Origin of the sequence: Bradyrhizobium sp. Pha-3 (assembly GCF_042258325.1) — a bacterium.
GTDB lineage: Bacteria > Pseudomonadota > Alphaproteobacteria > Rhizobiales > Xanthobacteraceae > Bradyrhizobium > Bradyrhizobium elkanii.
Genome location: NZ_CP170151.1, coordinates 5,314,888 through 5,339,836 on the forward strand (window position 1 = coordinate 5,314,888; position 24,949 = coordinate 5,339,836).

The 24,949-nt window shown below is 65.3% G+C and carries 27 protein-coding genes, 1 tRNA gene and 1 pseudogene; 10 read left to right on the forward strand and 19 right to left on the reverse strand.

Annotation, left to right across the window (positions count from 1 at the left end):
• The first annotated feature begins 36 nt into the window (after positions 1-36).
• Positions 37-945, forward strand: a complete 909-nt coding sequence (locus tag ACE10X_RS25055; protein ID WP_038385814.1) for a LysR substrate-binding domain-containing protein — start codon at positions 37-39, stop codon at positions 943-945.
• Here ACE10X_RS25055 and ACE10X_RS25060 read toward each other — a convergent pair.
• The 4 genes from ACE10X_RS25060 to ACE10X_RS25075 are packed head-to-tail and all read right to left on the reverse strand — an operon-like array spanning position 914 to position 3,544.
• A complete protein-coding gene (locus tag ACE10X_RS25060; RefSeq protein ID WP_038385815.1) occupies positions 914-2,080 on the reverse strand; it encodes an MFS transporter in 1,167 nt (388 codons plus the stop codon). The two genes, ACE10X_RS25055 and ACE10X_RS25060, sit on opposite strands and share 32 nt — an antisense overlap.
• Positions 2,077-2,502 carry an arsenate reductase (glutaredoxin) gene (gene arsC, locus ACE10X_RS25065; protein WP_038385816.1) on the reverse strand — a complete coding sequence of 142 codons (426 nt, stop codon included), beginning with the start codon at positions 2,500-2,502 and terminating at the stop codon, positions 2,077-2,079. The genes ACE10X_RS25060 and arsC overlap by 4 nt, the downstream gene beginning before the upstream one ends.
• Complete coding sequence (locus ACE10X_RS25070; RefSeq protein WP_038385817.1) at positions 2,499-3,185, reverse strand: MIP/aquaporin family protein; 687 nt, start codon at positions 3,183-3,185, stop codon at positions 2,499-2,501. Before ACE10X_RS25070 ends, arsC begins: the two co-directional genes overlap by 4 nt.
• The gene (locus ACE10X_RS25075; protein ID WP_028343381.1) at positions 3,185-3,544 is read right to left on the reverse strand and encodes a helix-turn-helix transcriptional regulator; all 360 of its coding nucleotides are present in this window, start codon (positions 3,542-3,544) and stop codon (positions 3,185-3,187) included. Before ACE10X_RS25075 ends, ACE10X_RS25070 begins: the two co-directional genes overlap by 1 nt.
• A gap of 49 nt (positions 3,545-3,593) precedes the next feature.
• Between ACE10X_RS25075 and ACE10X_RS25080 the strand changes: the two genes are divergently transcribed.
• Positions 3,594-4,121 (forward strand): DUF6428 family protein, encoded by a 528-nt coding sequence (locus tag ACE10X_RS25080; RefSeq protein WP_375763014.1) that lies wholly within the window; start codon positions 3,594-3,596, stop codon positions 4,119-4,121.
• Positions 4,122-4,923: 802 nt separating this feature from the next.
• Positions 4,924-5,772: pseudogene (locus ACE10X_RS25085) on the forward strand (DDE-type integrase/transposase/recombinase); the annotation flags it as partial.
• A 146-nt stretch (positions 5,773-5,918) separates the two neighbouring features.
• On the opposite strand, the gene ACE10X_RS25090 reads toward ACE10X_RS25085, so the two are convergent.
• The gene (locus tag ACE10X_RS25090) at positions 5,919-6,239 is read right to left on the reverse strand and encodes a DNA-binding transcriptional regulator (protein WP_038385840.1); all 321 of its coding nucleotides are present in this window, start codon (positions 6,237-6,239) and stop codon (positions 5,919-5,921) included.
• A gap of 126 nt (positions 6,240-6,365) precedes the next feature.
• The gene (gene mgtE / locus ACE10X_RS25095) at positions 6,366-7,787 is read right to left on the reverse strand and encodes a magnesium transporter (protein WP_038385818.1); all 1,422 of its coding nucleotides are present in this window, start codon (positions 7,785-7,787) and stop codon (positions 6,366-6,368) included.
• An 84-nt stretch (positions 7,788-7,871) separates the two neighbouring features.
• On the opposite strand from mgtE, the gene ACE10X_RS25100 reads away from it, so the two are divergent.
• Together ACE10X_RS25100 and ACE10X_RS25105 are read left to right on the forward strand one after the other, a co-directional pair.
• Positions 7,872-8,687, forward strand: a complete 816-nt coding sequence (locus tag ACE10X_RS25100) for a polysaccharide deacetylase family protein (RefSeq protein WP_051003071.1) — start codon at positions 7,872-7,874, stop codon at positions 8,685-8,687.
• Positions 8,688-8,783: 96 nt separating this feature from the next.
• The gene (locus tag ACE10X_RS25105) at positions 8,784-10,160 is read left to right on the forward strand and encodes a polysaccharide deacetylase family protein (RefSeq protein ID WP_038385819.1); all 1,377 of its coding nucleotides are present in this window, start codon (positions 8,784-8,786) and stop codon (positions 10,158-10,160) included.
• Positions 10,161-10,166: 6 nt separating this feature from the next.
• Here ACE10X_RS25105 and ACE10X_RS25110 read toward each other — a convergent pair whose 3' ends face one another.
• The 3 genes from ACE10X_RS25110 to ACE10X_RS25120 form a co-directional block, all read right to left on the reverse strand.
• Entirely contained in the window at positions 10,167-10,541 is a 375-nt protein-coding gene (locus ACE10X_RS25110; protein ID WP_038385820.1) for a hypothetical protein, read from the reverse strand.
• Positions 10,542-10,793: 252 nt separating this feature from the next.
• Positions 10,794-10,878, reverse strand: a tRNA-Leu gene (locus tag ACE10X_RS25115).
• A 91-nt stretch (positions 10,879-10,969) separates the two neighbouring features.
• Positions 10,970-11,215, reverse strand: a complete 246-nt coding sequence (locus ACE10X_RS25120) for a FliM/FliN family flagellar motor switch protein (RefSeq protein ID WP_021080574.1) — start codon at positions 11,213-11,215, stop codon at positions 10,970-10,972.
• Positions 11,216-11,275: 60 nt separating this feature from the next.
• Here ACE10X_RS25120 and lipB point away from each other — a divergent pair, with 60 nt between their 5' ends.
• Positions 11,276-12,004, forward strand: a complete 729-nt coding sequence (gene lipB, locus ACE10X_RS25125; RefSeq protein ID WP_038385821.1) for a lipoyl(octanoyl) transferase LipB — start codon at positions 11,276-11,278, stop codon at positions 12,002-12,004.
• Between the two features lie 3 nt (positions 12,005-12,007).
• On the opposite strand, the gene ACE10X_RS25130 is transcribed toward lipB, so the two are convergent.
• Complete coding sequence (locus tag ACE10X_RS25130; protein ID WP_038385822.1) at positions 12,008-12,433, reverse strand: 4-oxalocrotonate tautomerase family protein; 426 nt, start codon at positions 12,431-12,433, stop codon at positions 12,008-12,010.
• Positions 12,434-12,548: 115 nt separating this feature from the next.
• Here ACE10X_RS25130 and ACE10X_RS25135 point away from each other — a divergent pair, with 115 nt between their 5' ends.
• Positions 12,549-13,406: a LysR family transcriptional regulator gene (locus ACE10X_RS25135; protein ID WP_038385823.1), complete on the forward strand. Its 858-nt coding sequence runs from the start codon at positions 12,549-12,551 to the stop codon at positions 13,404-13,406.
• 18 nt (positions 13,407-13,424) lie between these two features.
• Here ACE10X_RS25135 and ACE10X_RS25140 read toward each other — a convergent pair whose 3' ends face one another.
• The 4 genes from ACE10X_RS25140 to ACE10X_RS25155 are packed head-to-tail and all read right to left on the reverse strand — an operon-like array spanning position 13,425 to position 16,543.
• Entirely contained in the window at positions 13,425-13,850 is a 426-nt protein-coding gene (locus ACE10X_RS25140; RefSeq protein ID WP_038385824.1) for a hypothetical protein, read from the reverse strand.
• A 10-nt stretch (positions 13,851-13,860) separates the two neighbouring features.
• Complete coding sequence (locus ACE10X_RS25145) at positions 13,861-15,297, reverse strand: TIGR01777 family oxidoreductase (protein WP_038385825.1); 1,437 nt, start codon at positions 15,295-15,297, stop codon at positions 13,861-13,863.
• Positions 15,294-15,959, reverse strand: a complete 666-nt coding sequence (locus tag ACE10X_RS25150) for a DUF4166 domain-containing protein (RefSeq protein WP_038385826.1) — start codon at positions 15,957-15,959, stop codon at positions 15,294-15,296. Before ACE10X_RS25150 ends, ACE10X_RS25145 begins: the two co-directional genes overlap by 4 nt.
• A gap of 26 nt (positions 15,960-15,985) precedes the next feature.
• Complete coding sequence (locus ACE10X_RS25155) at positions 15,986-16,543, reverse strand: GbsR/MarR family transcriptional regulator (RefSeq protein ID WP_038385827.1); 558 nt, start codon at positions 16,541-16,543, stop codon at positions 15,986-15,988.
• A gap of 231 nt (positions 16,544-16,774) precedes the next feature.
• Here ACE10X_RS25155 and ACE10X_RS25160 point away from each other — a divergent pair, with 231 nt between their 5' ends.
• The gene (locus tag ACE10X_RS25160; RefSeq protein ID WP_038385828.1) at positions 16,775-17,587 is read left to right on the forward strand and encodes a class I SAM-dependent methyltransferase; all 813 of its coding nucleotides are present in this window, start codon (positions 16,775-16,777) and stop codon (positions 17,585-17,587) included.
• 9 nt (positions 17,588-17,596) lie between these two features.
• Here the strand turns inward: ACE10X_RS25160 and ACE10X_RS25165 are convergent, their stop codons facing one another.
• The 5 genes from ACE10X_RS25165 to ACE10X_RS25185 form a co-directional block, all read right to left on the reverse strand.
• Positions 17,597-17,896 (reverse strand): acylphosphatase, encoded by a 300-nt coding sequence (locus ACE10X_RS25165; protein WP_038385829.1) that lies wholly within the window; start codon positions 17,894-17,896, stop codon positions 17,597-17,599.
• Complete coding sequence (locus tag ACE10X_RS25170; RefSeq protein WP_038385842.1) at positions 17,893-18,759, reverse strand: oxaloacetate decarboxylase; 867 nt, start codon at positions 18,757-18,759, stop codon at positions 17,893-17,895. Before ACE10X_RS25170 ends, ACE10X_RS25165 begins: the two co-directional genes overlap by 4 nt.
• A gap of 75 nt (positions 18,760-18,834) precedes the next feature.
• A complete protein-coding gene (locus ACE10X_RS25175) occupies positions 18,835-20,850 on the reverse strand; it encodes an acetyl/propionyl/methylcrotonyl-CoA carboxylase subunit alpha (protein ID WP_038385830.1) in 2,016 nt (671 codons plus the stop codon).
• A gap of 203 nt (positions 20,851-21,053) precedes the next feature.
• On the reverse strand, positions 21,054-21,260 hold the full coding sequence (locus tag ACE10X_RS25180; protein WP_016840474.1) for a hypothetical protein: 207 nt from the start codon (positions 21,258-21,260) through the stop codon (positions 21,054-21,056).
• 48 nt (positions 21,261-21,308) lie between these two features.
• Positions 21,309-21,509, reverse strand: coding sequence for a hypothetical protein (locus ACE10X_RS25185; protein ID WP_157788024.1), 201 nt, complete (start codon positions 21,507-21,509; stop codon positions 21,309-21,311).
• An 85-nt stretch (positions 21,510-21,594) separates the two neighbouring features.
• Between ACE10X_RS25185 and ACE10X_RS25190 the strand changes: the two genes are divergently transcribed.
• Together ACE10X_RS25190 and ACE10X_RS25195 are read left to right on the forward strand one after the other, a co-directional pair.
• Entirely contained in the window at positions 21,595-22,374 is a 780-nt protein-coding gene (locus tag ACE10X_RS25190; RefSeq protein ID WP_038385831.1) for a thermonuclease family protein, read from the forward strand.
• 102 nt (positions 22,375-22,476) lie between these two features.
• The gene (locus ACE10X_RS25195; RefSeq protein WP_038385832.1) at positions 22,477-24,945 is read left to right on the forward strand and encodes a PAS domain S-box protein; all 2,469 of its coding nucleotides are present in this window, start codon (positions 22,477-22,479) and stop codon (positions 24,943-24,945) included.
• Positions 24,946-24,949: the final 4 nt, after the last annotated feature.

Here is a 24,949-nt window from a genome sequence, read left to right on the forward strand (position 1 = left end):
TTGACAAATTCATTCTACGGATGCGTTCTATTGATTATGTCAATAGTGTTCAGCCAGCTGCGCGCCTTCCATGCGGTCGCCACCCATGGCGGCTTCACCGCGGCCTCGCGCGTGCTCAATGTCGGTCAGCCGACGCTGACCATTCAGGTTAAGGAGCTGGAGGAGAGCTACGGCGTCGAGCTCTTGATCCGGAAGCCGCGACATACCGAGCTCACCGAGGCCGGCGCCGCGCTGTTCGAAATCACTCGCGGCATCATGACGTTCTGCGACGAGGCGCACGACCTGTTGGCCGCGCACGGCAAGGCCACCAAGGGACACCTGCGGGTCGCGACCGTCGGGCCGTTCCATGCCACCGAAATCATCGCGGCGTTCAAGCGCGATCATCCGGAGGTGCAGATCTCGACCCTGCTCGGCAATTCCGAACGCACCTTCCGCCACATCGTCAACTTCGAGGCCGACGTCGCGATCCTGGCGGAGGTGCCGGAGGATCCGCGCGTCACCATGATCCCCTACCGCACGCACCGCGTGATCGTGTTCGTCAACCGCGATCATCCCTGGTTCAAGCGCAAGTCGGTCAGGCTGCGCGAGCTGGCCGACCAGCCTATCGTGCTGCGCGAGCGCGGCTCGACCACGCGGCGCGCGTTCGAGGCGACGATGCAGGCCGAGGACATCAGGATCGAACCGGTGTTCGAGATCGAGAGCCGCGAGGGCGTGTGGAAGGCGGTCGAGCGCGGCCTCGGCATCAGCGTCGTCGCCGACTTCGAATTCGTGCCGCACCCCAACCTGCGCGCGCTCGAGATTAGCGACCGCACCATCAAGACCCAGTACAGCATCGCGCATCACAGCGGACGCGGTCATTCGCCGATCATCAAGGCGTTCATCGACACGGTCCGGCGGATGAAGGGTCGTGATGCTACCGCGAGGGGGTCTTCGGCCCGGGCTTGAGTGCGAACAGCGCCAGAAGCGCAGCCAAGCTCAGAGCCGATGTGACCGCAAGCGTGTAGCCGCCGAGCGGTGAAATCAGGAATCCGAATATGAGGGGCGCGAGGGCTTGAGACAGTCGCGACGGCGCGCCGAGCAGTCCCAGGCGGTAGCCGTAATCCTTCGGACCGAATATCGCCAGCGGCAGCGTGCCGCGCGCGATCGTCAGGATTCCGTTCCCCGCACCGTGCAACAGCGCGAACACCCCCGCGAAGCCACCGCCGAACAGGCCGATGACGCAGGCGCCCAAGGGATGTGTGATGCAGGCCAGGCGCGCCGACCAGAGCGGGTGGAAGCGCTTCAGCAGGCTCGCTTCGATAATGCGTGCCGCCACCTGCGCCGGGCCGATCAGTGCGCCTGCCGCGATCGCCTGCGCCTGCGTCGCACCGAGCGACTCCAGAATTCGCGGCAGATGAACCGCCATCGCCGACGTCACGCTCCAAGCGGCGGCGAAGGCAAAGGCAAGCAACACCATCGCGCGGTCGATGGCAATGTGCGGCTTCGGCGTGTCGGCCGCGATCCGATGCTCCCGCTTCAGCTTGGGGATCAGGAGGCCGTTGAGCGGCAAGCAGATCAGGATGTGCGCCGCCGCCCAGCCGAAACAGGTCCAGCGCCAGCCGATGGTTGCGAGCCCCCACGCACTCAGCGGCCAGCCGATCGTGCTGGCAAAGCCCGCGATCAATGTAATGCCGGTGATGGAGCGGCGGGCGGCGTTGCCGTAAATGCGCCCGAGCGCCGCGAAGGCTGCATCATACAGGCCAAGGCCCATGCCGACGCCGAGCAACAGCCAGCTCACCGCCATCAGCACGGCGCCCTGCGACAGCCCGAGCAGGATCAGCCCCGACGCCAGAATGAGGTTCGACGCGCAGAGCACTTCGCGTCCGCCCATCCGGTCGATCTGGCGGCCGACGCGCGGACCGAGCAGCCCGGAGATCACCAGCGCCATCGAGAACGCGGCGAACAGCCAGTTGGTCGAGATGCCGAGGTCCCGCGCGATCGGGTCCGCGAGGATGGCGGGCAGATAATAGCTCGACGCCCAGGCAAGCGTTTGCGTAGTCCCTAGCGCAACAATCAGGACGTTGTCTGCACGGCGGCTCATCCGGCGCGCACACCCGGCGTCCTGGGCGGAACCGCTTCTCCGTCCTCCTTGACGAACTGGCCGATGTCGGCCACGGCGAGGAGATCGAGCACGGCCTCGGACGGCCGGCACAGTTTCACGCCCTTCGGCGAGACCACGATCGGCCGATTGATCAGGATCGGATGCGCGATCATGAAATCGATCAGTTCGTCGTCGCTCCATTTCGGATTGGCAAGGTCGAGCGTCGCATAAGGCGTGCCTTTCTCGCGGAGCAGCGCGCGGGGCGTCATGCCCATCGCCTTGATCAGCGCGATCAGCGTGTCGCGCGCGGGCGGCGTCTTGAGATATTCGACGATCTCGGGCTCCTCCCCGCTTTGGCGGATCATGGCCAGGGTGTTGCGCGACGTCCCGCAATCGGGATTGTGGTAGATCGTGATCGTCATCGGATTGCTTCCATCTTCGTTTCGGTCTGCCGCAGGAGCCACGTCATCAGCGCCAGCGCGACCATCGCCCCCAGCATCTCGGCGACGATAAATCCCGGCAGGTCCTGCGGGCGGATACCGGAAAACGTATCGGTGAATGATCGCGCGATGGCAACGGCTGGATTGGCGAAAGACGTGGACGCGGTGAACCAGTAGGCGGCCGTGATGTAGAGCCCGACCAGCCATGGAATGGCGGCCTCGCGAAACCGCAGGCCACCGATGATCGTTGCGACCAGGCCGAACGCGGCAACGAATTCGGCAAACCACTGCGGGAACCCGGTCCTCGCCTTGGCGGAGAGCTCCAGGAGCGGCAGGCCGAACATGGCATGCGCGACCATCGCACCCAGGATTCCCCCGAGCACCTGCGCCGCGACGTACTGCGCGGCGTGCGGCGGGCGGAGTTCGCCCTTGAGTGTGAACACCAGCGTGACCGCCGGATTGAAATGCGCGCCGGATATCGGTCCAAGGATCGTGATCAGCACCACCAGGATGGCGCCGGTCGGCAGTGTGTTGCCGAGCAGCGCCAGCGCCACGTCCTTGGTCAGGGTTTCTGCCATGATGCCGGAGCCAACGACGGTCGCGACCAGAAGCAACGTGCCGAGACCTTCGGCCACAAGGCGCCGTGGCAGATCGAAATCGCGCATCAGGCACGCGCCTTCTTTTTGCTCGTGGAAGGCTTGCACTGGGCGGCGGCGAGCGCCGGCGCGCAGATCTCCGGGTGGCCCGCGCAGCAATCCTTCATCAGGAAGGCAATGAGGTCACGCAAACCGGTGAAATCCGCCGAGTAGATGATCGAGCGCGCCTCGCGGCGCGGCAGGATCATGCCGGCGTGTTCTAGGTCCTTCAGATGGAACGACACGTTGGATGGCGACACCTCGACCGCCTCCGCAATCGCCCCCGCGGCCATCCCCTCAGGACCGGCCTTGACCAGCAATCGCACGATCCGCAGCCGCGTTTCCTGCGACAGCGCGGCAAACGCGGTTCGGGCTTGACGCTCCTCCATCTTTCGATAATCCTACAATTCAATAATCATTGAAATGAGGATAGCAGCCATGGACACGCTTGCCAATACCCGTTCGATCGTCGGCGCCCTGCTTCCGGTGGAAGAGCTGTCATCGGCAGCTCTCCTTTCCAGCCTTGAGGCGCACAAGGACAAACCGCTGATCTTCAGCTACGACGGCCGGGACGTCCGCCCCAGCTACCACGTGACCGAAGTCAAAACCGGTTCATTCAGGGCGCTCGATTGCGGCGCGAACCCGGAGAGCTGGAGCGAGACCTTCATTCAGCTCTGGGACATCGAGGAGGAAAACGGCGGTCACATGCCGGCCGGAAGGTTTCTTGCGATCATCCGCAAGGTCGACGAGGCCGTCGGCTTCGACCCGCAAGCCAGGCTGACATTTGAGGTGAGCGACGGTGTTCGGCCGATGCAGATCTATCGCGCGGAACGCATGGAGACCGGCGACGCTGCGATCCGCGTCTATCTCTCGGCGCGCCCGTCGAGCTGCAAACCGCGCGACCGATGGCTCCAGGAACAGGTGTCCTGCTGCACGCCGAAAGCCAAACAGCCTTGCTGCGGCTGATGGATGCTTGAGCACTTCCCGGCGAAATCCCTGACCTGGCCAGGCGTGTCACGAGGATTGGCGCTCGCGGCCGCGGGCTGCCCGGAAATAGCCGATCATTGAGTTGCCCGACAGGTCAAGCCTCCGGAGCAAAAATGTTTCGCTTTATCCGAAACGTAGCTTGGTGTATAGATGCACCCATCTCACCCGATCGAGGGGCGCTGCGCATCGTCACGGGTGTTGCGGTGAGATGCGGTGGACGCCGAGTGCGCAACTGACTAGTGCGCATGACGCGGACGGTGAAATCGTGCAGGCCTGACGCCCTAGCGGCAGGTGTCTCTTCGCAGGACGTGAATGCGTCGTTGCGAAGACGGTGACAAAAAAGCCCAGTCTCACCGGGGAGAGCACGTATAAGCCGTAACCCATCGCGCAGGGAAAGCCGGGTTGTTTCCGGTTACACCTGTGGTCCTACCCCCGTGCTTTCTACCTTTTGCACGGGGCCCATGGGTGCGATCGGCACCCGGCTTTCCCTGCGCCCTCTGCTCAAGAGAGGGCGGAACGAATAGCAAAGCTCGCACAATTCATGTCGCGAGAATGCGGAAGTTTGACTCACAGCCAGCGCAACAAACTCACCGTCGTCCCTGCGAAAGCAGGGACCCATATTCCGCGGCGGTTGTTGTTGAAGCGACTCGTTGTTCCAACATCGCGCAACAATCAGCGTCGGTGGTTATGGGTCCCTGCTTTCGTGTTTGGTCCCTGCTGATTGGTTGGGTGGAATCGGTGTAGAACGAGGCGTGGCCTTTGTCAGGGAGCACCTCGGGTCATGGAACTGAGCCTGCATGCAAACGCCACCACGACACCAAAGACGCGCGCCTACATCCAGCGCAGCAAGAAGTCGGTTGCCCAGTTGGCGGCTGAACTGGGGGTCAGCGAGACCACGATCTACCGCTGGCGCGGCCGCACCACGGTTGGAGACCGTTCGCACCGGCCGAACAACCTCACTACCAGCCTGTCGGCCGTCGAAGAGCGAGCGGTTTGCGAGTTGCGGACGTCGCTGCAGTTGCCGCTGGACGACATCGTCGAGGTGATGCAGCGATGCATCAATGCCAAGCTGTCCCGCAGCGCCATTCACCGCTGCCTGCAGCGCAATGGCATCAGCCGGCTTGCCAAGCCTGACAAGCCCAAGCCCGGCATCTTCGAGACCGCCAGCATCGGCTTTATCCATATCGACGTGAAGTATCTGCCGGCTCTGCAACGCCGCACCAGCTATGCTTTCCTCGCCATCGACCGCGCCACCCGCTACGTCTTTGTCGAGATCCATTCCAGGCGGGACGGAGCCACCGCGACCGGCTTCCTCAAACGCTTCCTGGCCGACTTCCCGCACCAGGTTCACACCATCCTGACCGACAACGGCGCCGAGTTCACCGACCGCTTCGCGGTCGACAAGAAGAACAAGCCGGTCGGGAAACCGTCCGGCGACCATCCCTTTGATCAGCTCTGCAGGCAGCGCGGCATCCAGCATCGCCTGACCAAGCCCTACCACCCGCAGACCAACGGTCTCGTTGAACGCTTCAACCGTCGTATCGCCGAAGCCATTGGCCGCGAACAAAAGCGCGGCAGCGCAAGGCGCACCTTCATCGACCATGCCGATCGGGACGCCTTCATCGCCAAGTTCGTCCACGACTACAACCGAACTCGCCTCAAATGCCTCGGCTACCTGGCCCCAATGCAGGGTCCTCGCCAATCACACGGGACCAAACACTTTCGCAGGGACGACACCGAGATTGCAGCAATGATGGCGAACGACGCCCCACCCGCTCAAGCCGCCGTCGGCTCGCTCGACAACGCGGCGAACACCGTCTCCGGCGAATGGGCGATCACCGCAAGCAGCGCGCGGGCAGGTCCGCGCGGCGCGCGCTTGCCCTGCTCCCAGTTGCGGATGGTTTCCACGGGCACGCCGAGCTTGGCGGCGAATTCGAGTTGGGTGAGCCGGGCCCGGCGGCGCAGATCGCGCACGGCCGGCTGCGCCGCGGCAGGCTGCATCGCAGCCTGGTCGGGATGTGCGGGCACGAGCGGGATTTCCTGCCCGTCGCGCAATTCGACGATCCGTCCGTCCGCCTTGAGCCGCAACCGCTGCATGATGGCCCCCGTGATGGCCCCTTGGAGATAGCGGCATCATCGATGAAGCGCGTTAAGTTCGGATTAACGATAAGCAGCCCGGCGCGGCTCGCGCCCGAACCATGCGCCGCCCTACCCGCGAGCGCGTTACTTGAGCCCGAACCACAGCGTGGCGATGCCGAGGAACGAGAAGAAGCCGACCACGTCGGTGACGGTCGTGACGAAGGTGCCGGAGGCGACCGCGGGGTCGGCCCGCACCCGTTCCAGCACCATCGGGATCAGGATGCCGCCGAGCGCGCCGGCCACCAGATTGCAGATGATCGCAAGCCCGATCACGATGCCGAGGCCGGGGATCTTGAACCAGGCCACTGCGGCGACGCCGGTGATGACGGCAAAGGCGATGCCGTTGACGAGCCCGACCATGGTCTCGCGCAGCACCACGCGCATCGCGTTGTAGGAGCCGAGCTCGCGGGTGGCGAGCGCGCGCACCGCGACCGTCATGGTCTGGGTCGCGGCGTTGCCGCCCTGGCTCGCCACGATCGGCGCCAGCACCGCAAGCGCCACCATCTTCTCGAGCTGGCCCTCGAACAGGCCGAGCACCGACGAGGCCAGGAACGCGGTGGCGAGATTGACCAGCAGCCAGTTGAAGCGGCCGCGGGCGATGGTCCACACCGTGTCGGACAGCTCTTCGTCGCTGGTGACGCCGCCGAGCGCCTTCAAGTCCTCGTCGGCCTCCTCCTCGATCACGTCGACGACGTCGTCGATGGTGATCACGCCGACCAGCCGGTCGATGGTGTCGACCACGGGAGCTGCGACCAGATTGTACTTGCCGAACATCCGCGCGACCTCTTCCTGGTCCTCCAGCGCGGAAACCCGGCGACGGTCCTCGTCGATCAGGTCCTTGATCGCGATCGGGCGGCGCGTACGCAGCAGCACGTCGAGCGGCACCGCGCCCAGCAGGTGCTTGTCGGCATCGACCACATAGATTTCGTAGAAGCGATCCGGCAGGTCCGGCGTGTCGCGCATGTAGTCGATCGCCTGCCCGACATTCCAATCCGGCGGCACCGCGATGAACTCGGTCTGCATCCGCCGACCGGCGGAATTCTCCGGGTACAGCAGGCTGCGCTCGATGTCCTCGCGCTCGGCCGCCGGCAGCTTCTCCAGGATCTCTTCCTGGTCCTCCTCGTCGAGGCTCTCCAGCAGCTCGACGGCGTCGTCGGATTCGAGCTCCCGGACGCCCTCGGCAACCGTCTCCGGCTTGAGTTCCTCGAGGATCTCCTCGCGGACCGTCTCGTCGACCTCGTTGAGCGCCGAGAAGTCGAAATCGGTGCCGGTGAGCTCGACCAGGGTGACGCGGTCGTCCGGCTCCAGCGCCGCGATCAGGTCGCCGAGATCGGCCTCGTGCAGTTCCGCCACCACCTCGCACAGCAGCGGCCGGTCGGCGGCGTGGATGGCCCGGGTGATCGCCGCGACGAATTCGCCGCGGAGGTCGCCCTCCTCGTCCCGCATCGGCATCCGGGCCAGCGGGTCGGCCTCGGCGGGTTCGGCAGCGTCGAAATTCTCGGCCATGCCGTGTTTCGCCGGTTTGACAGGAGGGGAAAAACTGGTTGGATGAGTGCGGAACGGATTACCTAATCGGTGGGGCCCAGTGCAATGAGAAAGATGTCGAGCGCACCGCGACCGCTCCGGAGGGCTTTCGCGGCGCTGGTGGCGCTCGCGCCTGTTGCACTGTGCGGCTCGGCGCACGCCGCCGAATGCCAGCGCAAGGACGCGCTCGGCACCTCACGTGTGCTCGAGGTCGACCCTGCGACCTATCCGCGCGTCGGGCTGAAGAGCTTTCCGCAAACCCTGCCGCTCAGGGATGGCGAGGTCGTGCTGACCTTCGACGACGGACCGACGCCGGGGGTCACCGACAAGGTGCTGACGGCGCTGGCCGCCGAATGCGTGCAGGCAACCTTCTTCATGGTCGGCCGCAACGCGGCCGATCATCCCGATATGGTCCGCAAGATCGCGCGCCTCGGCCACTCCATCGGCTATCACAGCTGGGACCATCCGCATCTCAACAAGATGCCGACGGATCAGGCCGAGGCGAACATCAACCGGGGAATAGAAGCGGTCCAGACGGCGCTGCGCGGCACCGCAAGCACGGTCCCGAGCACGCCGTTCTTCCGGTTCCCCTATTTCGAGTCGACGCCCGCGCTGCTCGATCGCCTGGAAAAGCGCGGTATCGCGGTGTTCGGAGCCGATTTCTGGGCCAGCGATTGGAACAAGATGCCCCCCGAGGAGGAACTCAAGCTGCTCACCGGGCGGCTCGAAGGCCACCGAAAGGGAATTATCCTGCTGCATGACCCGCAAATGCGGACAGCCGAGATGCTGCCCGCCTTCTTGAGGTACCTGCAGGAGCATAATTACCACGTCGTCCACATCGTCCCGCCGGCGATGAAAACCGTGTCCGACCGGACACATTGAACCCGGGGCCCAAGGTGGATTACAGACCGTTAAGGCGGCATTCATGGCGCCGCACCTAAGGATTCGTCAGTGCGTTTGGAATGCGGCCGAGATTCGATGATTGCAAACGTCCTGGTGATGATCCGGAAGTGGTCGCGGACCGTGGTCCGCGCGGCGCTGCTGGGCTGCGGCTTGATGACGCCGTACGCCGCCCTCGCCGCAGACTGCCCTTACCCCAACGCACTCGGCACCTCGCGGACCCTCGTCGTCGATCCCAAGGAGCATCCCCGGATCGGCACCATGCAGTATCCGGAGACCTTGCCGCTCGCCGATCACGAAGTGGTACTGACCTTCGACGACGGGCCGCTGCCGAAATACAGCAACCAGGTGCTGGCCATTCTTGCCAGCCAGTGCGTCAAGGCGACCTTCTTCACCATCGGCTCCCAGGCCCGGTTCAATCCAGAGGGCGTGCGCAAGCTGATCGCGGCCGGACATACCGTCGGCACGCACAGCCAGAACCATCCGCTGACGATGAACAAGATGCCGCTCGAGAAGGTGCGGCAGGAGGTCGACGACGGCATCGCCTCGACGCTCGCCGCACTCAATGGCGACAAGAGCAAGCTGGCGCCGTTCTTCCGGATTCCCGGCCTGATGCGCGCCGAGATCCCGGAGGCCTATCTGGCGTCACAGGGCATCCAGGTCTGGAGCGCCGACTTCCCGGCGGACGACTGGCGCCACATCTCGCCGCAGCGGGTCTATGACCTCGCGATCCAGCGGATCGAAGCCAAGCGCAAGGGCATCCTGCTGCTGCACGACATCCAGCCGCGCACCGTTGCGGCGCTGCCGCGCATCCTCAACACGTTGAAGGAGCGTGGCTACCGGATCGTTCATGTCGTGCCCGCAGCGCCCGATCGCCCGGCGACGCCGACCCAGCCGCAGCAATGGTACCTGCATCCGCCGACCGAGACGGTGGCGACCACGCGCTGGCCCAGGATTCCGAACTTCGTCTTCACCGCGACGCGGACGCTGCCTGCCCCGGTGCTTGCCGACATGGATTGGCGCGATGCCGACATCCTCGACCACGCCCAGCGCGCCCGGGTCGCGATGCCCGTCCGCACGCTGTGGCCGCAGCCGCAGCTTGCGCGGTTCGCATCGGTCTCGACATTGCCGGTCCCGGCGTCCGACGTGTTCCGCGTTCCCGAAGCGCTCGACCTGACCCTGCTCGCAGCCCGATCGGCGGCCGATCGCCGCCTCGCGCGGCGCGCGACCGTTGGCGTTGGCGTATCGCGCGCGCAGGCGTTCTCCGCGCGCCAGGCCAGGCATCCGAACCAGGCTGCGCATCAGGCGCCCGGCGCGGCGCACGGCAGAGCCCACGGCACACCCTTGCATGTCGCGCCGCCGGCCGTGGAGAATGCTTCAGTCCACGTCGCCAATAATTTGAAGAAGCGCGCGCCGCGCGCCGAGGCGTCGGCTGGCAGGCGCGTGCCTGATTGACGGGATCTAGCTGGCCACGATCTTGGCGACGCAGAGCAGGATCACCAGCGCCAGGAAGAAGATGTCGATATAGGATTTGATCTCGCCGGCATGCCTGAGCACAGTGACATCGGCGACGATCTGCCTGCGCGAGGCGACAGCATTGGGCCCCTCGCCGGCCGCCGCGGCGAGCCGCCGCGTCTCGCCCTCCAGGCGCTCGATGCGCTGGAAGAAATAGAACGAGCGCAGGCCGGAAAAGGCGTGCATCGCCGCATAGACCAGGATCAGGACCGCGACCGTCGCACGCTGCTCGTACTTCTCCAGAAGGTTCAGCATGAAATAGACCAGCCCCAGGAACACGAAGTTGGAGACGACGCGGTAGGCGTAGCTGGCAAAGATCATCAGGCGCCCCGGGTGGGGCAGGCTTGCAGCCGCGCGATCGGGGGAAAGCGGCCGGCTTCGGTCGGCAACACCAAACCGGTAAGGCCATGCATCCGCGAATCTACCTGACCGGTGTTACATGACCGCATCGACCGGCACCTCCACGTCACCCGCCTGCACTCGTCGGACCTGCCCCCGGAGGGCACGGGCCGACATAGCCGGCGAGCGGCCATGTTCCGAAAAGTCCAGCGATTTCAAGGATCGGCTGAGGTATGGTGCGCTCGGAGGGACTCGAACCCCCACGGTGTTACCCACTGCCACCTCAAGGCAGCGCGTCTACCAATTCCGCCACGAGCGCTAGGATGCCGGATGGAACCCTAAGGCGCCGCCGCATCGACGGGGCCATGTAACAAATCATGCATGCAGGGACAAGGCGATTAATGCGCGAATTAACTGCGAACGCCGGGAGATTTCGGCAGCATTTGCTTGACCTCGACCGCAATCCGGTTGCGGTCGACCAGGACCACGCCGCTGGCCACCGGCAGGTTGTTGGCGAGGATCTTGACCTCGTCGGCCTCGGTGGCATCCAGTTCGATGATGGCGCCGCGGGATAGCCGCATGACCTGGTGAATCGGCATCGTGGTGGTGCCAAGGACCACCATGAGATCAACGCTGACTTTATCGAGGGTGGGCACTTCTGAACCGCCGAACTGGAACTAGATTGTGGGTTCACCTGACCACGTTAGGGTTAGCTAATGGTTAACGAACGCCAGAGCCTCGATTCGACGACTTTTGCGCGCCCTTCGGGCGAAGGCGCGGTCGAATGGCGGATTTCGGACCGCGCGGTGCCCTACCCCGATTCGCTCGCCGCAATGGACGACCGGGTGGCGAAGATCGCGGCCGGCTCGGCCCCCGAACTGGTATGGCTGCTGGAGCACCCGCCGCTCTATACCTCCGGCACCAGCGGCAAGGCCGACGATTTGCTCGCGCCGCGCTTTCCGACCTTCCAGAGCGGCCGCGGCGGCCAGGTCACCTATCACGGCCCGGGCCAGCGCGTCGCCTATGTGATGCTCGACCTCAAGCGGCGCCGGCCCGATGTGCGCGCCTATGTCGCTTCGCTGGAGGAATGGATCATCCGCACGCTGGCCGCATTCAACGTCCGCGGCGAGCGCCGCGAGGACCGCGTCGGGGTCTGGGTGCGGCGCCCGGACAAGGGACCGGGCCATGAGGACAAGATCGCCGCGATCGGCGTGCGGCTGCGCCGCTGGGTCTCCTTCCACGGCATCGCGATCAATGTCGAGCCTGATCTTGCGCACTTCCAGGCCATCGTGCCCTGCGGCGTGGTCGATCCGCGCTACGGCGTCACCTCACTGGTCGATCTCGGACTGCCGATCACGATGGCCGATGTCGACATCGCGCTCCGGCAGGCCTTTTCCGAGGTGTTCGGCGACACTGCAGCGCGCCTGCCGGAGGCGACGTCATAGGCTTCACGCCGCCTTCTGCGGCGCGACCTCGAGCTTGCCGGCGATGTAGCGACGCTCCTGGGTGAGGCCGCCGAAGCCGTAGGCGTCGCCCTTCACCTCGTCGACATGGGCGTAGCTCTCGGTGTGGATCGGCCCGAGCAATTCGCCCATCCGCTTGAACAGCGCCGCGAGATAGGCCGCCTTCTCGTCCTTGGTGTTGGTGCCCTCGGTGACGTGGATGTCGAGCCAGTAGCTCGCAAGCCCCTGCTCGGCGAGCGACTTGCCGCCTGCGAACCAGTCGTCGGCATCAGCCGACTTCACGATAACAGCGGTGACGTTCGGATCCTTGTGCAGAATCCGTGCGTTCAGATCCGACACGGCGGCGGCGATGTCGGACTTCAGCGACGGCCTCTCGCGCGAGGTCGCGTAGGTGACGGTGATGAGCGGCATGATCGGTCTCCTTGAATTCGGTTGGCGCGGGTCAATCGCGCCTCCTCTAGCTAGACCTTCGCGCATCATCTTGGTATCTTATTTATGCAGATAGTAATGATAACGATCATTGATCATGACAACCACGCTCGATATCGACACCGTGCAGGCCTTCCTTCTGGTCGCCGAGCTTCAAGGCTTCACCCGCGCCGCCGAGGCGCTCGGCACCACGCAAGCGGCGATCAGCATGAAGTTGCAGCGGCTCGAAACGGTGCTCGGCAAGCGGCTGGTCGAGCGTTCGCCGCGCACGGTGCGGCTGACCGCCGACGGCGCGGCCTTCCTGCAGCACGCCCGCGCGCTGATCGAGGTGCATGATCGCGCGCTGGCCGGCGAGAAACCGGCGCGCCAGCAGCTCACGCTCGGGATCAGTGATCACGCCGCGGGCCCGGAGCTGGTGCCGCTGCTGGAGCGGCTGCACGCGATGGCCTCCCAGCTTGCCCTCTCCGTGACCATCGGCTTCTCGCGCGAAATGCTCGATGCTTACGATGGCGGCGAGCTTGACGCCGTGATCGTGCGCCAGGAAGGCAGCCGGCGCGGCGGCGAGAAGCTGACCGAGGACGAATTCGGCTGGTTCGCCGCCAAACGCTTCGTCTGGCCGCGCGGCGATGCGCTGCCGCTGGCAACGCTGGCGCCGCCCTGCGGCGTGCGCGCCCTCGCAGCGCGCGCGCTCGACAAGGCCGCTATCGCCTGGACCGAAAGCTTCGTCGGCGGCGGCGTCACCGCGGTGGTGGCGGCCGCGCTTGCAGGGCTTGCCGTTGCGCCCCTGGTCCGCCGCATCGCACCGCCGGGCCTGGTCGATATCGGCCCTGCCCACAAGCTACCGCGGCTCGGCACGTCGAAGGTGATGCTGCATTCAAAGGTCGGCGATCCCGCCAAGCTCGCGGCACTCAGGACGCTGGCTGCGACGTTTCGGAGCGTGGCGTCTGCGGCATAGGTTGAACATCGTAGCGGTTCACATCGAGTCTTCGCCTGTCGCCAGTTCGCACACGACGAACCAGTAGGTCAGGCCGGCGACAAAGCCGGCCACGACGAACAGGCAAACCAGCCCAGATGTCCAGACAGCCGGGGATCGTAGAAGGACACTGATGCACAACGCGCCGATCGCCGCGCCTGCGCAGGCGAAAAATCCCGCGGCCCGGATCTGGAACTCCTCGGTGAACCAGACGACGATCGCCGTGGGAATTGCTGTGAGCAGACAAGTGATCACGAAGATCGCAGCCGACGGAAGCAGCATCACGACGATGCCGTAGAGCAGCCGCGCGACATCGCCGTGCGACGTCATCATCAGAATGGTCTGACCGACGGCGGAAATCACCGCGGTCGCGGCGCCACAGCCCGCAAGCCAACCTCCGAATGCACGGGAACAGGTGCTGCACATCCAGACCTCCTTACAAGATGGCATCGAACGCGCTGCGCAAGGTTTCGTGCCGGAACACAAAGCCGTTGCTCAGCGCCTTGTTCGGCAGCACGCGCTGGCCGCCGAGCAAGAGCTCGTCGGCGAAGTCGCCGCCGACGGCGCGGAGCAGCGCCGCCGGAACGCGGACGATCGCCGGCCGGTGCAGACGGCGTCCGAGCTCCTGGGTGAATTTCGTGTTGGTCACCGGGATCGGCGCGGTCGCGTTGACAGGACCGGACAGTTCAGGTCTCGCAATCACATGCGCGATCAGGCGCACGAGGTCGTCGCGCTCGATCCACGACATCCACTGCTTGCCCGAGCCGAGCGGGCCGCCGAGCCCGAACTCGAACGGCGTCAGCATCCGCGTGATGAAGCCGCCGTCGGTGCCGACCACGAGGCCGATCCGCAAATATGCCACGCGCACGCCGTGATCCGCGGCCGGCATCGCCGCATTCTCCCAGGCCTCGCACAATTCGTGACTGAAGCAGGCGTGGGATTTCGCCGACTCCGTCAGCACCTGGTCCTGCCAGAGTCCGTACCAGCCGGTCGCGGAGCCGCTCACGAGTACCGACGGCTTGCGTTCGAGGCGCGCGATCAGCTTGATCACGTCAGACGTCATGTCGATCCGTGAGGCGATGATCTTGCGGCGCTTGGCCTCGGTCCATAGGCCGTTGCCGATCGGCTCGCCCGCGAGATTGACGATGGCGTCGATCCCGGTGTCGGCGGGCAATTGGTCGAGGCTCGTGATCAGCGTCACCGGTGGCGTCAGCATGTCCGCCTTTGCCGGATTGCGGATCAACGCAATCACCTGATGGCCGGATGCGGTGAGGCTCGCGACCAGGCGGCTGCCGATGAAGCCGGTCGCGCCGGTGACGAGCACGGTCCGCCGCGCCGGCAATTTCTCGACCAGCGTCGCGGCCGGCACGCTGACCATCCGTCCGAGGCGTCTGGCGGCGGCAAAGTCGCGCGCGCCGAACAGCGCGGCGCCGAAGGCCGCAGCCGTCGCGAACAGACTTAACGGACCCGCATAGGCCGGCGCGACGGCGGTCGGCAGCATCGCCCAGCCGGTCAGGACCGGCACCAGCAGCACCAGGATGGCGCCGTAATTGATCGCCAGCAGCGTGTGATTGATCCGCTCGCTCGGCGGCAGCTTTCGGCTCAGATCCTCCTCGACGAAATCCATCAAGGTGATGACGACCTCGACGACGAGAACGGCCATGATGGCGATCGCAAGAATGCCGTGCACCTCCAGCCAGCCGAGCACGAGGAACAGCAGCGCATAGAGCATGTTGCGAACGCTGTGCAGCTGGAGCTCGTGGCGCTGCGAGGGACGCCAGGCCAGCCGCTCGGTGAATTCGTGGTGATAGAACGTATCGAATGCGCCCATTGCAATCTGGATGGCGACAAGCGTCCAAAGCAGCGGCGTCATGGCGTGGCCTCCCTGAACACAGCGGACTGACGGATCAGCCGGCCGAAACGCGGGTGGATGATCTCCAGCGTGAAGCGGAAGTCGCCGCAGCCGAGATCGGAATGGGTCACGGTGAGACCGCCCGGCGTGAGCCATTCGGGCAGCGGCATCCGAAACGGGCCGAGCTGCAGCGAATAGCCGACGCTGCGAAACACCAGCGCCTCGTGCTCGACCGCGATCCGCAGCGCCATGCTGACGCCGGAGCCGACATATTCCTCGAGCCCGGTGGACCCGGCAAAGCGCTTGGCGGAATGAATCACCTGCGGGAAGCCGTCGCGGCGCGCGCAGATGCGGGTCCAGACCTGGCCGCCGCTTGCCGCGTCCTCGGTGACGGTGACGATCATCGGCACGCGCGTTTCGGTGCCGGTCGGGAACGGCCCGCCGATCAGCCGCGCGGCCTGCGCCAGCCACCAGCCGATGCGGCTGCTCGCCGCCTCCTCGACCTCGCCGACATAGACGACGGTGTTGCCGTCCTCGAACCGTTTCGAGAAGCGCCGCCAGATCGCAACCGGCAGGCGACCCCAATCCTCGTCCGACAGCAATGCGCGGAAGCGATGGTCGTCGAGCAGCTTTGTATCGGAAGCCGGTGCTGTCTTTAAGGTGGATATCCTTGCTGACGCCATCGCACGCTCCCGTTACGCCGCCGCCTTTATTTGGCCCTGCCCGTGGGCAGGAAACTCACGATCTTCTCGCCGAGCTTGATCAGCGCGACCAGGCGCGGCCGCGGCACGTTCAGCATCTGCGTGTACCAGCGGTCGACCAGCTCGGTGAATGTCAGCATCTCCTTCAGCCGCTTGCTCGCGAGCGGGCTGATAGCCGGATCGTCGGCCGCGTCGGAGACGCAGGCGCGCAGCGCTGCGAGCGCGGGATCGATCTCGCGCTCCTTGCGTCCCGCCGCGATCTTGGCCGCGACCTCCCAGATGTCGGTCTCGGCCTCGAAGTGGTCGCGGCGGTCGCCAAGGATCGGCACCCGCCGGATCAATCCCCAGGACAACAGCTCCTTGATCGAGTTGGAGACGTTCGAGCGCGCCATGCCGAGGGTGTCGGCGATGTCCTCCGCCGTCATCGGCGCTTCGGCGAGGTAGAGCAACCCGTGGATCTGGCTGACCGAACGGTTGACGCCCCATTCGTCGCCCATGTCGCCCCAATGCAGGATGAAGCGCTCGACGACGGCAGGGAGTTTTTTCTTGGCGGTTATTTCTGTCATGACAGAACTATCAGACCGTTCGGAGCAGAAGTCAAGGCTGGCCATGCGGTCCACAAAGACGCAGGAGACATGGCAGGTCTCCTGACCTACCCGATGCCCGGCGAATGCCGTTCGTCACAGGTGAGGAGTTTTCCTTTGTCGCCCCCGAGCTCTTCGTCCAAGCTGATCCGGGTGGATGATTTTGGGCCGTGCACCGGATTGCCCGCGTCACGGCCGCAATGGAGATTGCGCATGCCAGCGTCCGACAAGGAGTTCGTTGGGTCCATTCCAGAGCTTTACGACCGGCTTCTCGTGCCGATGATTTTCGAACCCTACGCACGCGATCTGGCGCAACGCGCCAAGGTTCTTGGCCCGCGCGACCTGCTTGAGACGGCAACCGGCACCGGTGCCGTCACCCGCGCGCTGGCGTCCGCGCTCGGCTGCAACACCAGGATCGTGGCGACCGACCTGAATGAACCGATGCTCGAACGAGCAAAGTCACAGATGCCGGGCGGAACCGCAATCACCTGGCGGCAGGCCGATGCACTGAACCTGCCGTTCGACAATGCGAGCTTCGACGTCGTCGCCTGCCAATTCGGCGCGATGTTCTTCCCCGACAAACCGAAGGGTTATTCGGAGGCTCGCCGTGTGCTGAAGCCGGGCGGCCGTTTCCTGTTCAGCATGTGGGGTCGCATCGAAGACAACGAGTTTGCCGACGTGGTGACCCAGGCATTGGCGGAGGTCTTTCCGGCCGATCCGCCGCGCTTCCTGGCGCGCACGCCTTATGGCCACTACGCAGCCGACCCGATCCGGGCCGACCTTGCAGCCGCGGGCTTCAGCAAGATCGAGATCGACGACGTCCGGCTGCAAAGCCGGGCGAATGCGCCGCATGATCCTGCGATCGGCTTTTGCCAGGGATCACCGCTCCGCGGCGAGATCGAGGCGCGCGGCGGTATCGGCCTTGATGCTGCGACCGAGCACGCCGCATCGGCGCTCGCGCGCCGGTTCGGCAGCGGCGCGATCGAAGGCCGGATTCAGGCGCTGGTGATCTCAGCGGTCGCGTAACGACGCGCTTCAGATCGTCGGCAGGACCGAGAAACGCTCCCCTGCCCGGCGCTGGTTCAAAAGATCGGAGTTGCCTGATGCGGCGTGCACGGCAGCGACGCGCGCCGAGAACGGACCGCGGTTGCATGCCGCAATCACGTCAGTGACGACGTCGTCGGGGCCGGCAAACACCGCCTCGACGCTGCCGTCGCGGCGATTGCGGACCCAGCCTTCGAGGCCGCGTGAGTTTGCCTGCTCGTCGACCCAGGCGCGATAGCCGACGCCCTGGACGCGACCGCTGATGGTGACGTGGCGGATCACGCCGCTCATTTTTTCAGACCGAGGAACTCGCCGCTGCGCGCCTTGGTCTCCGCCTCGCGCATGACGCGGCCGGTCAGTTCGGACGAGGCAATGCCCCTGAGGTTCTTCGGCGAGGTGCCTTCGCGCAGCGCCTTCAGCGTCTCATAGACCGCCTGGGTTGCGGCCGCGAATGGCGCGTGGCCCTGCAGCGCGATCCTGACGCGCCGGCTCGCCAGATAGTCGAGCGCGGTCATCTCCTCCGGCGCGCCGCCGAGCACGATCGGCAGCGTCGTCGCGGCCGAGAGCGCCTCCAAATCGCCGCGCGATTTGATGCCGGTGAAGAACAAGCCATCGACGCCGACCGCCTCATAGGCCCTGGCGCGAGCGATCGCATCGTCGAGATCAGTGATCGAGGCGGCACCGGTCCGGCCCAGGATGACGAGCGTCGGATCGCTGCGGCCGTCAAGCGCGGCCTTCATCTTACCGACACCTTCTTCCAGCGAGATCAGCTGGGTCTTGGCCTGGCCGAACGCTTGCGGCAGCAGCGTGTCCTCGATGGTGAGGCCGGCGGCGCCAGCGGCCTCCACCTCCTGCACGGTGCGACGGACATTGAGCGCGTTGCCGTAACCGTGATCGGCATCGACGAGCACCGGCAGCATCGACGCACGCGACATGCGGCGTATCTGCTCGGCGAATTCGGTCAGCGTGATCAGCGCAATATCGGGATCGCCGAGCACGGCGAGCGAGGCCACCGAGCCGCCGAACATGCCGAGCTCGAAGCCGAGATCGTCCGCAATCCGGATCGAGGTCGCGTCATAGACCGAGCCCGGGCGAATGCAGGCTGATCCGCTCAGAATCGATCGCAGTGCTTCGCGGCGTTTGCGGAAGGCCATCTTGGTGACTCCTTGTTCGTCCTTGCAAAGGCCCGGCGACACTTTGATCGCCGAAGCCTTCGAAGGTGGAGCTTCTTAGGCGAACTCCAGGATCAGCGCGTCGACCGCAAGCGTAGCGCCGGGGGCGGCGTGGATCTTCTTGACCGTGCCGTCACGCTCGGCGCGCAGCACGTTCTGCATCTTCATGGCTTCGACCACCGCCAGGGTCTCGCCGGCCTTGACCTCCTGCCCCTCGGTCACCGCGATCGACACCACGAGACCGGGCATCGGGCACAGCAACTTCTTGCCGGTGTCGGCGGCCGAGACCACCGGCATCAGCCGCGCCGAGGTCGCCTCGGTCTCGGTGAAGACATAGACCGGGACCTCAAAACCCTGATGCGCGAGGCGGAAGCCGTTGTTGATCGCCCGCACCTGCACGGCGACAAAGTTGCCGTCGACGGTGCCCTGCCAGACCGGCTCGCCCGGCACCCAGCCCGACACCAGATTGTGCGGATTGCCGGGCAGCCCGTCAGCGCCGATGAAGCGCACCGCGATGGCGTCACCCTCGCGCGCGACGTCGAGCGCGATCTCGGCGCGGTCGAGCCACACCGCGCGGCGGCGCTCGCGCAGCACCACGCGGCCGCCCATCTGGCCGGAGATCTGCCGCTTGCGTTCGCCCAGCACGTGGTCGATGGCGGCGCCGACCGCGGCCAGCCGCCGCGCGATCTCGCCCTCGGGCGCGCGCGCCGAAAATCCCTTGGGGAACTCTTCCGCGATGAAGCCGGTCGAGAGCCGGCCCTCGCGCCAGCGCGGGTGGTTCATCAAGGCCGACAGGAACGGAATGTTGTGCCGGATGCCGTCGACATAGAACGCGTCGAGCGCGGTCGCCTGCGCCTCGATCGCTGCGGCGCGCGACGGGGCGTGGGTGACAAGCTTGGCGATCATCGGATCGTAATGGATCGAGATCTCGCCGCCCTCCTGCACGCCGGTATCGTTGCGGATCGTGATGCTGTCATGGCTGGCCTCGGCCGGCGGACGGTATTTCACCAGGCGCCCGATCGACGGCAGGAAGTTGCGGAACGGATCCTCGGCATAGACGCGGGATTCCACCGCCCAGCCGGTCAGCGTCACGTCCTTCTGCGCGATCGCGAGCTTCTCGCCGGCGGCGACGCGGATCATCTGCTCGACGAGGTCGATGCCGGTGATCAATTCGGTGACAGGATGCTCGACCTGCAGGCGGGTGTTCATCTCCAGGAAGTAGAAGCTCTTGTCCTGGCCGGCGACGAATTCCACGGTGCCGGCCGAATCGTAGTTCACCGCCTTCGCCAGCGCGACCGCCTGCTCGCCCATCTTGCGGCGGGTGGTCTCGTCGAGCAGCGGCGACGGCGCCTCCTCGATGACCTTCTGGTTGCGGCGCTGGATCGAGCACTCGCGCTCGCCGAGATAGATCACGTTGCCATGCTTGTCGCCGAGCACCTGGATCTCGATGTGCCGGGGATCGACGATGAACTTCTCAATGAAGACGCGGTCGTCGCCGAACGACGACTTCGCCTCGGCCTTGGCGAGGTTGAAGCCTTCGGCGACCTCCGCCTTCGAATGTGCGATGCGCATGCCTTTGCCGCCGCCGCCGGCGGAGGCCTTGATCATCACGGGGTAGCCGATCTCGTCGGCGATCTGGACGGCGTGCTTGTCGTCCTCGATGACGCCGAGATGACCCGGCACGGTCGAGACCTTGGCCTTGGCAGCGGCCTTCTTGGATTCGATCTTGTCGCCCATCGCGGCGATGGCGCCGGGGTTCGGGCCGATGAAGACGATGCCGGCGGCTTCCAGCGCGCGCGGAAACGCCTCGCGCTCGGACAGGAAGCCGTAGCCGGGATGCACCGCCTGCGCGCCGGTCTTGCGGCAGGCCTCGACGATCTTGTCGATCAGAAGATAGCTCTCGGCTGCGGCGGGCGGGCCGATCAACACGGCCTCATCGGCCATCTCGACATGCAGCGCATCGCGGTCGGCCTCGGAATAGACGGCAACCGTCTCAATCCCCATACGGCGCGCAGTCTTGATGACCCGGCAGGCGATCTCGCCGCGGTTGGCGATCAGAATTTTCTTGAACATGCTCTTCTTGCTTGGGCTTCTTAGGACTTGGGCTTTGGCAGGATTCCTCCCCGCGCAATCTGGCACGGGCGATTGGGCGTAACCACTCCGTGGTACAGCAAATTGCCCCGGAGGCAACGGTCTAATGCACGTCCTGCCCGATGCTTGGCCAAATCCTCGGCCAAATCCTCGGCCAAATCCTCGGCGGTAGCCTGAGGGGTACTTCAGCCCGAATAGGTCTTGAAGCGGCCACGCGAATGCGCCTTCGCGACGGCTTTCATCAGTTCGCTGACCTCGTTCTCCAGGAATTCATTGGCCACGATCAGCGCCCGGATGGTGGCGCGCAGATTGCCGCCGCAGGCGGAAATGGCCTGATCGACAGCGGCCTCCAGCCCGTCATCGTCGTCAGATTCGGGCCGTGCAGACATCATGGGGTATCCGGGATTCAGGTGGCGCATCATGTTCCTATTTTGTTCTCATCAAGTCAATCGGATCTTTGATCGGGTCTCCCGAGCCGCCTGTCTCTTCCGCCGCCAGCGCGCGAGACATTGCAGGCTCCAGATGTCGGTGACGATTTCGGCAAGGACGTTGATGATGAACTCGGCCATGCGCATCCCTTCGATGGCAATGTCCGGCCGTTCTACGTCGCGGAATGCCGATCGGGACGTGACGGTGCGCACGCCCCTGTTCACGAACAGTCCTTGGTTGGATCGTACCGGCTTGTGCTAGAAGTTTGGCTGCCCGCCAAAGATCTGAAGTGAAAAAATGCGGTTTCGAAATCCCGTCGCCACGACGCTTCTCCTGACCTGCCTGTCTGCAATCCCTGGCCTGCCCGCCACCGCTGGCCCCGCGGCGTCAGCGATCATCAAGGACGCCGGCACCGTTCAGCTCGGCAACACAACCTATCGGCTCGACGGCATCGACGCGCCGGCGGTCGATCAGCTCTGCATCGACGAGCACGCCGACGTCTGGACCTGCGGGATCGAGGCGCGCGACCAGCTGACCAGACTGATCGGCGGCAAGCAGGTTCACTGCGACGATATCGGCGTCGATCCGACTTTCAAGAAGCGCCGCCTCGGCGTCTGCAAGATCGAGGGCGACCCGACCAGCCTCAGCCAGGTGCTGGTCCAGAAAGGCTATGCTCTCAATGTCGAAAACTCGGCCACTGGCCGATTCAAGCCGGATGAAGCCACCGCCAAGGACAATCGCGCCGGGCTCTGGAAGGGCTGCTTCGTGGCGCCGCGCGATTTTCGTACGGCCAGGAAGGACAGCGCCCTGCTCGGCAACGCCTGCCCCGCCGACCGTGACACGCAGATCCGCAACGCGCTCTTCCCCGACGACCTGCCGATGCCGGCCAGCTGCAACATCAAGGGCAAGTACGCCGTGCGGGCCCGCGTCACCGGCAATGTCGGCATCTACCACCTGCAGGCGTGCCGCAGTTACCCGGGCCTCGGCAATCCGGATCGCTGGTTCTGCACCGAGGAGGATGCACAGGCCGCCGGGTTCCGCCGGGCCTATAATTGCCGGCCGCCCAAAGCCAAGTGAGTGGCAAGTGAAGAACCAGTGAAGGGCAAGTGATCGCGATAAATCAAGCTGGCAAAGCCGCCTCGTCCTGTGTGAGACTGCACCGAGAGGTTGCCGGCGCGTATGACCCCATCCGATCCCGCTGATGTGCTTCCCGAAGCTGCGGCAGCCGAACGGCTGCGGCAGCATCTTGAGGAGATCGCGCGCGAACGCGATCGCGCCCATCGCGAGCTCCAGGAGCGCGAGGCGGAGCTGGCGCGGATCCAGCGCATCGCGCGGGTCGGCGGACTCGAGATCGATTTCCGCGACGGCGTGCGCAACCGCCGCTCTCCCGAATATCTCCTGGTGCATGGGCTGCCGCCCGAAGAGGTCAACGAGACCTATGAGAACTGGGTCGCGCGCATCCACCCCGAGGACCGCGAGCGCACGATCCGGCACCTGTTCGGCGTGCTCAAGGCTGGCGGCGAAGACTACACGGCCGAATACCGCATCATCCGCCCGAACGACGGCGAGAGCCGCTGGATCCGCGTCGTCGCCAAGATCGAGCGCGACCGCAGCGGCCGTGCGCTGCGGCTGGTCGGCGCCGATCTCGACGTCACCGATCAGATGCTGGCGCAGGAGACCCTGCGCGAGAGCGAAGAGCGCTTCCGCCTGATCGCCGACAGCGCGCCGGTGCCGATCTGGGTGACCAAGCTCGACCGCACCCGCTCCTTTGCCAACCAGGCCTATCTCGACTTCCTTGGACTGCCGTTCGAGGAAGCGATCGTGTTCGACTGGCGCAAGGCGCTGCATCCGGATGACCTGCCGCAAATCCTGCAGGAGCAGATCACCGGCGAGCTCTCGCTGAAGCCATTCGTGCTCGAGGCCCGCTATCGGAACGCCGCAGGCGATTGGCGCTGGCTGCGCTCGGAATCGCAGCCGCGCTGGGACCCGAACGGCAAGCACATCGGCTTTATCGGCGTCGCTCACGACATCACGGCGGCCAAGGAAGCCGAGATCGAGCTTCGCAAGCTCAACGAGTCGCTGGAGCGGCGCATCCTGGAACGCACCGCGCAGCTCGAATCCCGCGAAGCGCAGACGCGCGCGATCCTGGAAACCAGCCACCAATACCAGATGCTGCTCAACCGCGATGGCGGCCTGCTCTACACCAACCAGACGGCGCTGGCCGGCATCTGTACCGATGCCGCCGACGTCGTCGGCAAGCCGTTCTGGGACACGCCGTGGTTCGCCGCGACCGAGGGCATGCCGCGCGTGATCCAGAATGCCTTTGCGACTGTGATGCGCGGCGAGGAAGTCAAGATCGAGATGCAGCTGCGCCTGCCGATCGGCGAACGCTATTTCGATTTCGCGATGCGGCCGCTGCAGGACCAGCACGGCACAATCGTCGGCGCCGTGCCGGAGGCCGTCGACATCACCGAACGGCGCCGCGGCGAGGAGGCCCTGCGGCAATCGCAGAAGATGGAAGCGGTCGGCCAGCTCACCGGCGGCGTCGCGCATGATTTCAACAACCTGCTCACCATCATTCGCTCCGCGACCGACTTCCTGCGCCGTCGCGAGCTGCCGGATGACCGGCGCCGCCGCTATATCGACGCGATCTCCGAGACCGTGGAGCGGGCCTCCAAGCTCACCGCGCAGCTATTGGCATTTGCGCGCAGGCAACCGCTCAATCCGGAAGTGTTCAATGTCGGGACGCAGGTCGACAGCGTGACGCAGCTGATCCGCCCGCTGGTCGGCGCGCGGATTCACATCGAGGTCAGGATCGAGGATCCCGACTGCTTTGCGATCGCCGACATCGGCCAGTTCGAGACCGCGCTACTCAATCTCGCGGTCAACGCCCGCGATGCCATGAGCGGCGAAGGCCAGCTGACGATCGGCGTCCGGAAGGTCAAGAATATCCCTGCCCTGCGCGCCCAGGCCTCGCGCAGCGGCGATTTCGTCACGGTCTCGATCCAGGACACCGGCACCGGCATCTCGCCGGAAAATCTCGACGCGATCTTCGAGCCGTTCTTCACGACCAAGGAGGTCGGCAAGGGAACGGGTCTCGGATTGAGCCAGGCCTTCGGCTTCGTCAAGCAATCCGACGGCGACATCGAGGTCACCTCGACGCCCGGGCACGGTGCGACCTTCACCATCTATCTGCCGCACGCGATGCGCCCGGCGGACGCCAAGGTCGCAGCCCGCGCGGGCACCGAGCAGGCTTCGATCGGCCGCGGCTATCGCGTCCTCGTGGTGGAGGATAACGATGATGTCGGCCAGTTCTCCACCGAGCTGCTCGAGGATCTCGGCTATTCAGTCAAGCGCGCGGCCAATGCCAATGCCGCGCTCTCGATCCTCTCGGAGAACGAGTTCGCCGCCGACCTTGTGTTCTCCGACGTGATCATGCCGGGCATGAACGGCGTCGAGCTCGCCGGAATCATCCGCGATCGCTTTCCCGGTCTGCCGGTGGTGCTGACCAGCGGCTACAGCAACGTGCTCGCCGAGAATGCGCACAGCGGCTTCGAGCTGATCCAGAAGCCCTATTCGGTCGAGGCACTGTCACGGACGCTCCGCAAGGCGATCGTCGAACAGCGGGCGACCGCTTCCAAGCCCTGATCCC

Bases quoted from the DNA above. Each gene is read 5' to 3' on its own strand.
- ACE10X_RS25055 (WP_038385814.1), top strand. From the start codon at position 37: ATGTCAATAGTGTTCAGCCAGCTGCGCGCCTTCCATGCGGTCGCCACC.
- ACE10X_RS25060 (WP_038385815.1), bottom strand. From the start codon at position 2,080: ATGAGCCGCCGTGCAGACAACGTCCTGATTGTTGCGCTAGGGACTACG.
- arsC (WP_038385816.1), bottom strand. From the start codon at position 2,502: ATGACGATCACGATCTACCACAATCCCGATTGCGGGACGTCGCGCAAC.
- ACE10X_RS25070 (WP_038385817.1), bottom strand. From the start codon at position 3,185: ATGCGCGATTTCGATCTGCCACGGCGCCTTGTGGCCGAAGGTCTCGGC.
- ACE10X_RS25075 (WP_028343381.1), bottom strand. From the start codon at position 3,544: ATGGAGGAGCGTCAAGCCCGAACCGCGTTTGCCGCGCTGTCGCAGGAA.
- ACE10X_RS25080 (WP_375763014.1), top strand. From the start codon at position 3,594: ATGGACACGCTTGCCAATACCCGTTCGATCGTCGGCGCCCTGCTTCCG.
- ACE10X_RS25090 (WP_038385840.1), bottom strand. From the start codon at position 6,239: ATGCAGCGGTTGCGGCTCAAGGCGGACGGACGGATCGTCGAATTGCGC.
- mgtE (WP_038385818.1), bottom strand. From the start codon at position 7,787: ATGGCCGAGAATTTCGACGCTGCCGAACCCGCCGAGGCCGACCCGCTG.
- ACE10X_RS25100 (WP_051003071.1), top strand. From the start codon at position 7,872: ATGAGAAAGATGTCGAGCGCACCGCGACCGCTCCGGAGGGCTTTCGCG.
- ACE10X_RS25105 (WP_038385819.1), top strand. From the start codon at position 8,784: ATGATTGCAAACGTCCTGGTGATGATCCGGAAGTGGTCGCGGACCGTG.
- ACE10X_RS25110 (WP_038385820.1), bottom strand. From the start codon at position 10,541: ATGATCTTTGCCAGCTACGCCTACCGCGTCGTCTCCAACTTCGTGTTC.
- lipB (WP_038385821.1), top strand. From the start codon at position 11,276: ATGGTTAACGAACGCCAGAGCCTCGATTCGACGACTTTTGCGCGCCCT.
- ACE10X_RS25130 (WP_038385822.1), bottom strand. From the start codon at position 12,433: ATGCCGCTCATCACCGTCACCTACGCGACCTCGCGCGAGAGGCCGTCG.
- ACE10X_RS25135 (WP_038385823.1), top strand. From the start codon at position 12,549: ATGACAACCACGCTCGATATCGACACCGTGCAGGCCTTCCTTCTGGTC.
- ACE10X_RS25140 (WP_038385824.1), bottom strand. From the start codon at position 13,850: ATGTGCAGCACCTGTTCCCGTGCATTCGGAGGTTGGCTTGCGGGCTGT.
- ACE10X_RS25145 (WP_038385825.1), bottom strand. From the start codon at position 15,297: ATGACGCCGCTGCTTTGGACGCTTGTCGCCATCCAGATTGCAATGGGC.
- ACE10X_RS25150 (WP_038385826.1), bottom strand. From the start codon at position 15,959: ATGGCGTCAGCAAGGATATCCACCTTAAAGACAGCACCGGCTTCCGAT.
- ACE10X_RS25155 (WP_038385827.1), bottom strand. From the start codon at position 16,543: ATGACAGAAATAACCGCCAAGAAAAAACTCCCTGCCGTCGTCGAGCGC.
- ACE10X_RS25160 (WP_038385828.1), top strand. From the start codon at position 16,775: ATGCCAGCGTCCGACAAGGAGTTCGTTGGGTCCATTCCAGAGCTTTAC.
- ACE10X_RS25165 (WP_038385829.1), bottom strand. From the start codon at position 17,896: ATGAGCGGCGTGATCCGCCACGTCACCATCAGCGGTCGCGTCCAGGGC.
- ACE10X_RS25170 (WP_038385842.1), bottom strand. From the start codon at position 18,759: ATGGCCTTCCGCAAACGCCGCGAAGCACTGCGATCGATTCTGAGCGGA.
- ACE10X_RS25175 (WP_038385830.1), bottom strand. From the start codon at position 20,850: ATGTTCAAGAAAATTCTGATCGCCAACCGCGGCGAGATCGCCTGCCGG.
- ACE10X_RS25180 (WP_016840474.1), bottom strand. From the start codon at position 21,260: ATGATGTCTGCACGGCCCGAATCTGACGACGATGACGGGCTGGAGGCC.
- ACE10X_RS25190 (WP_038385831.1), top strand. From the start codon at position 21,595: ATGCGGTTTCGAAATCCCGTCGCCACGACGCTTCTCCTGACCTGCCTG.
- ACE10X_RS25195 (WP_038385832.1), top strand. From the start codon at position 22,477: ATGACCCCATCCGATCCCGCTGATGTGCTTCCCGAAGCTGCGGCAGCC.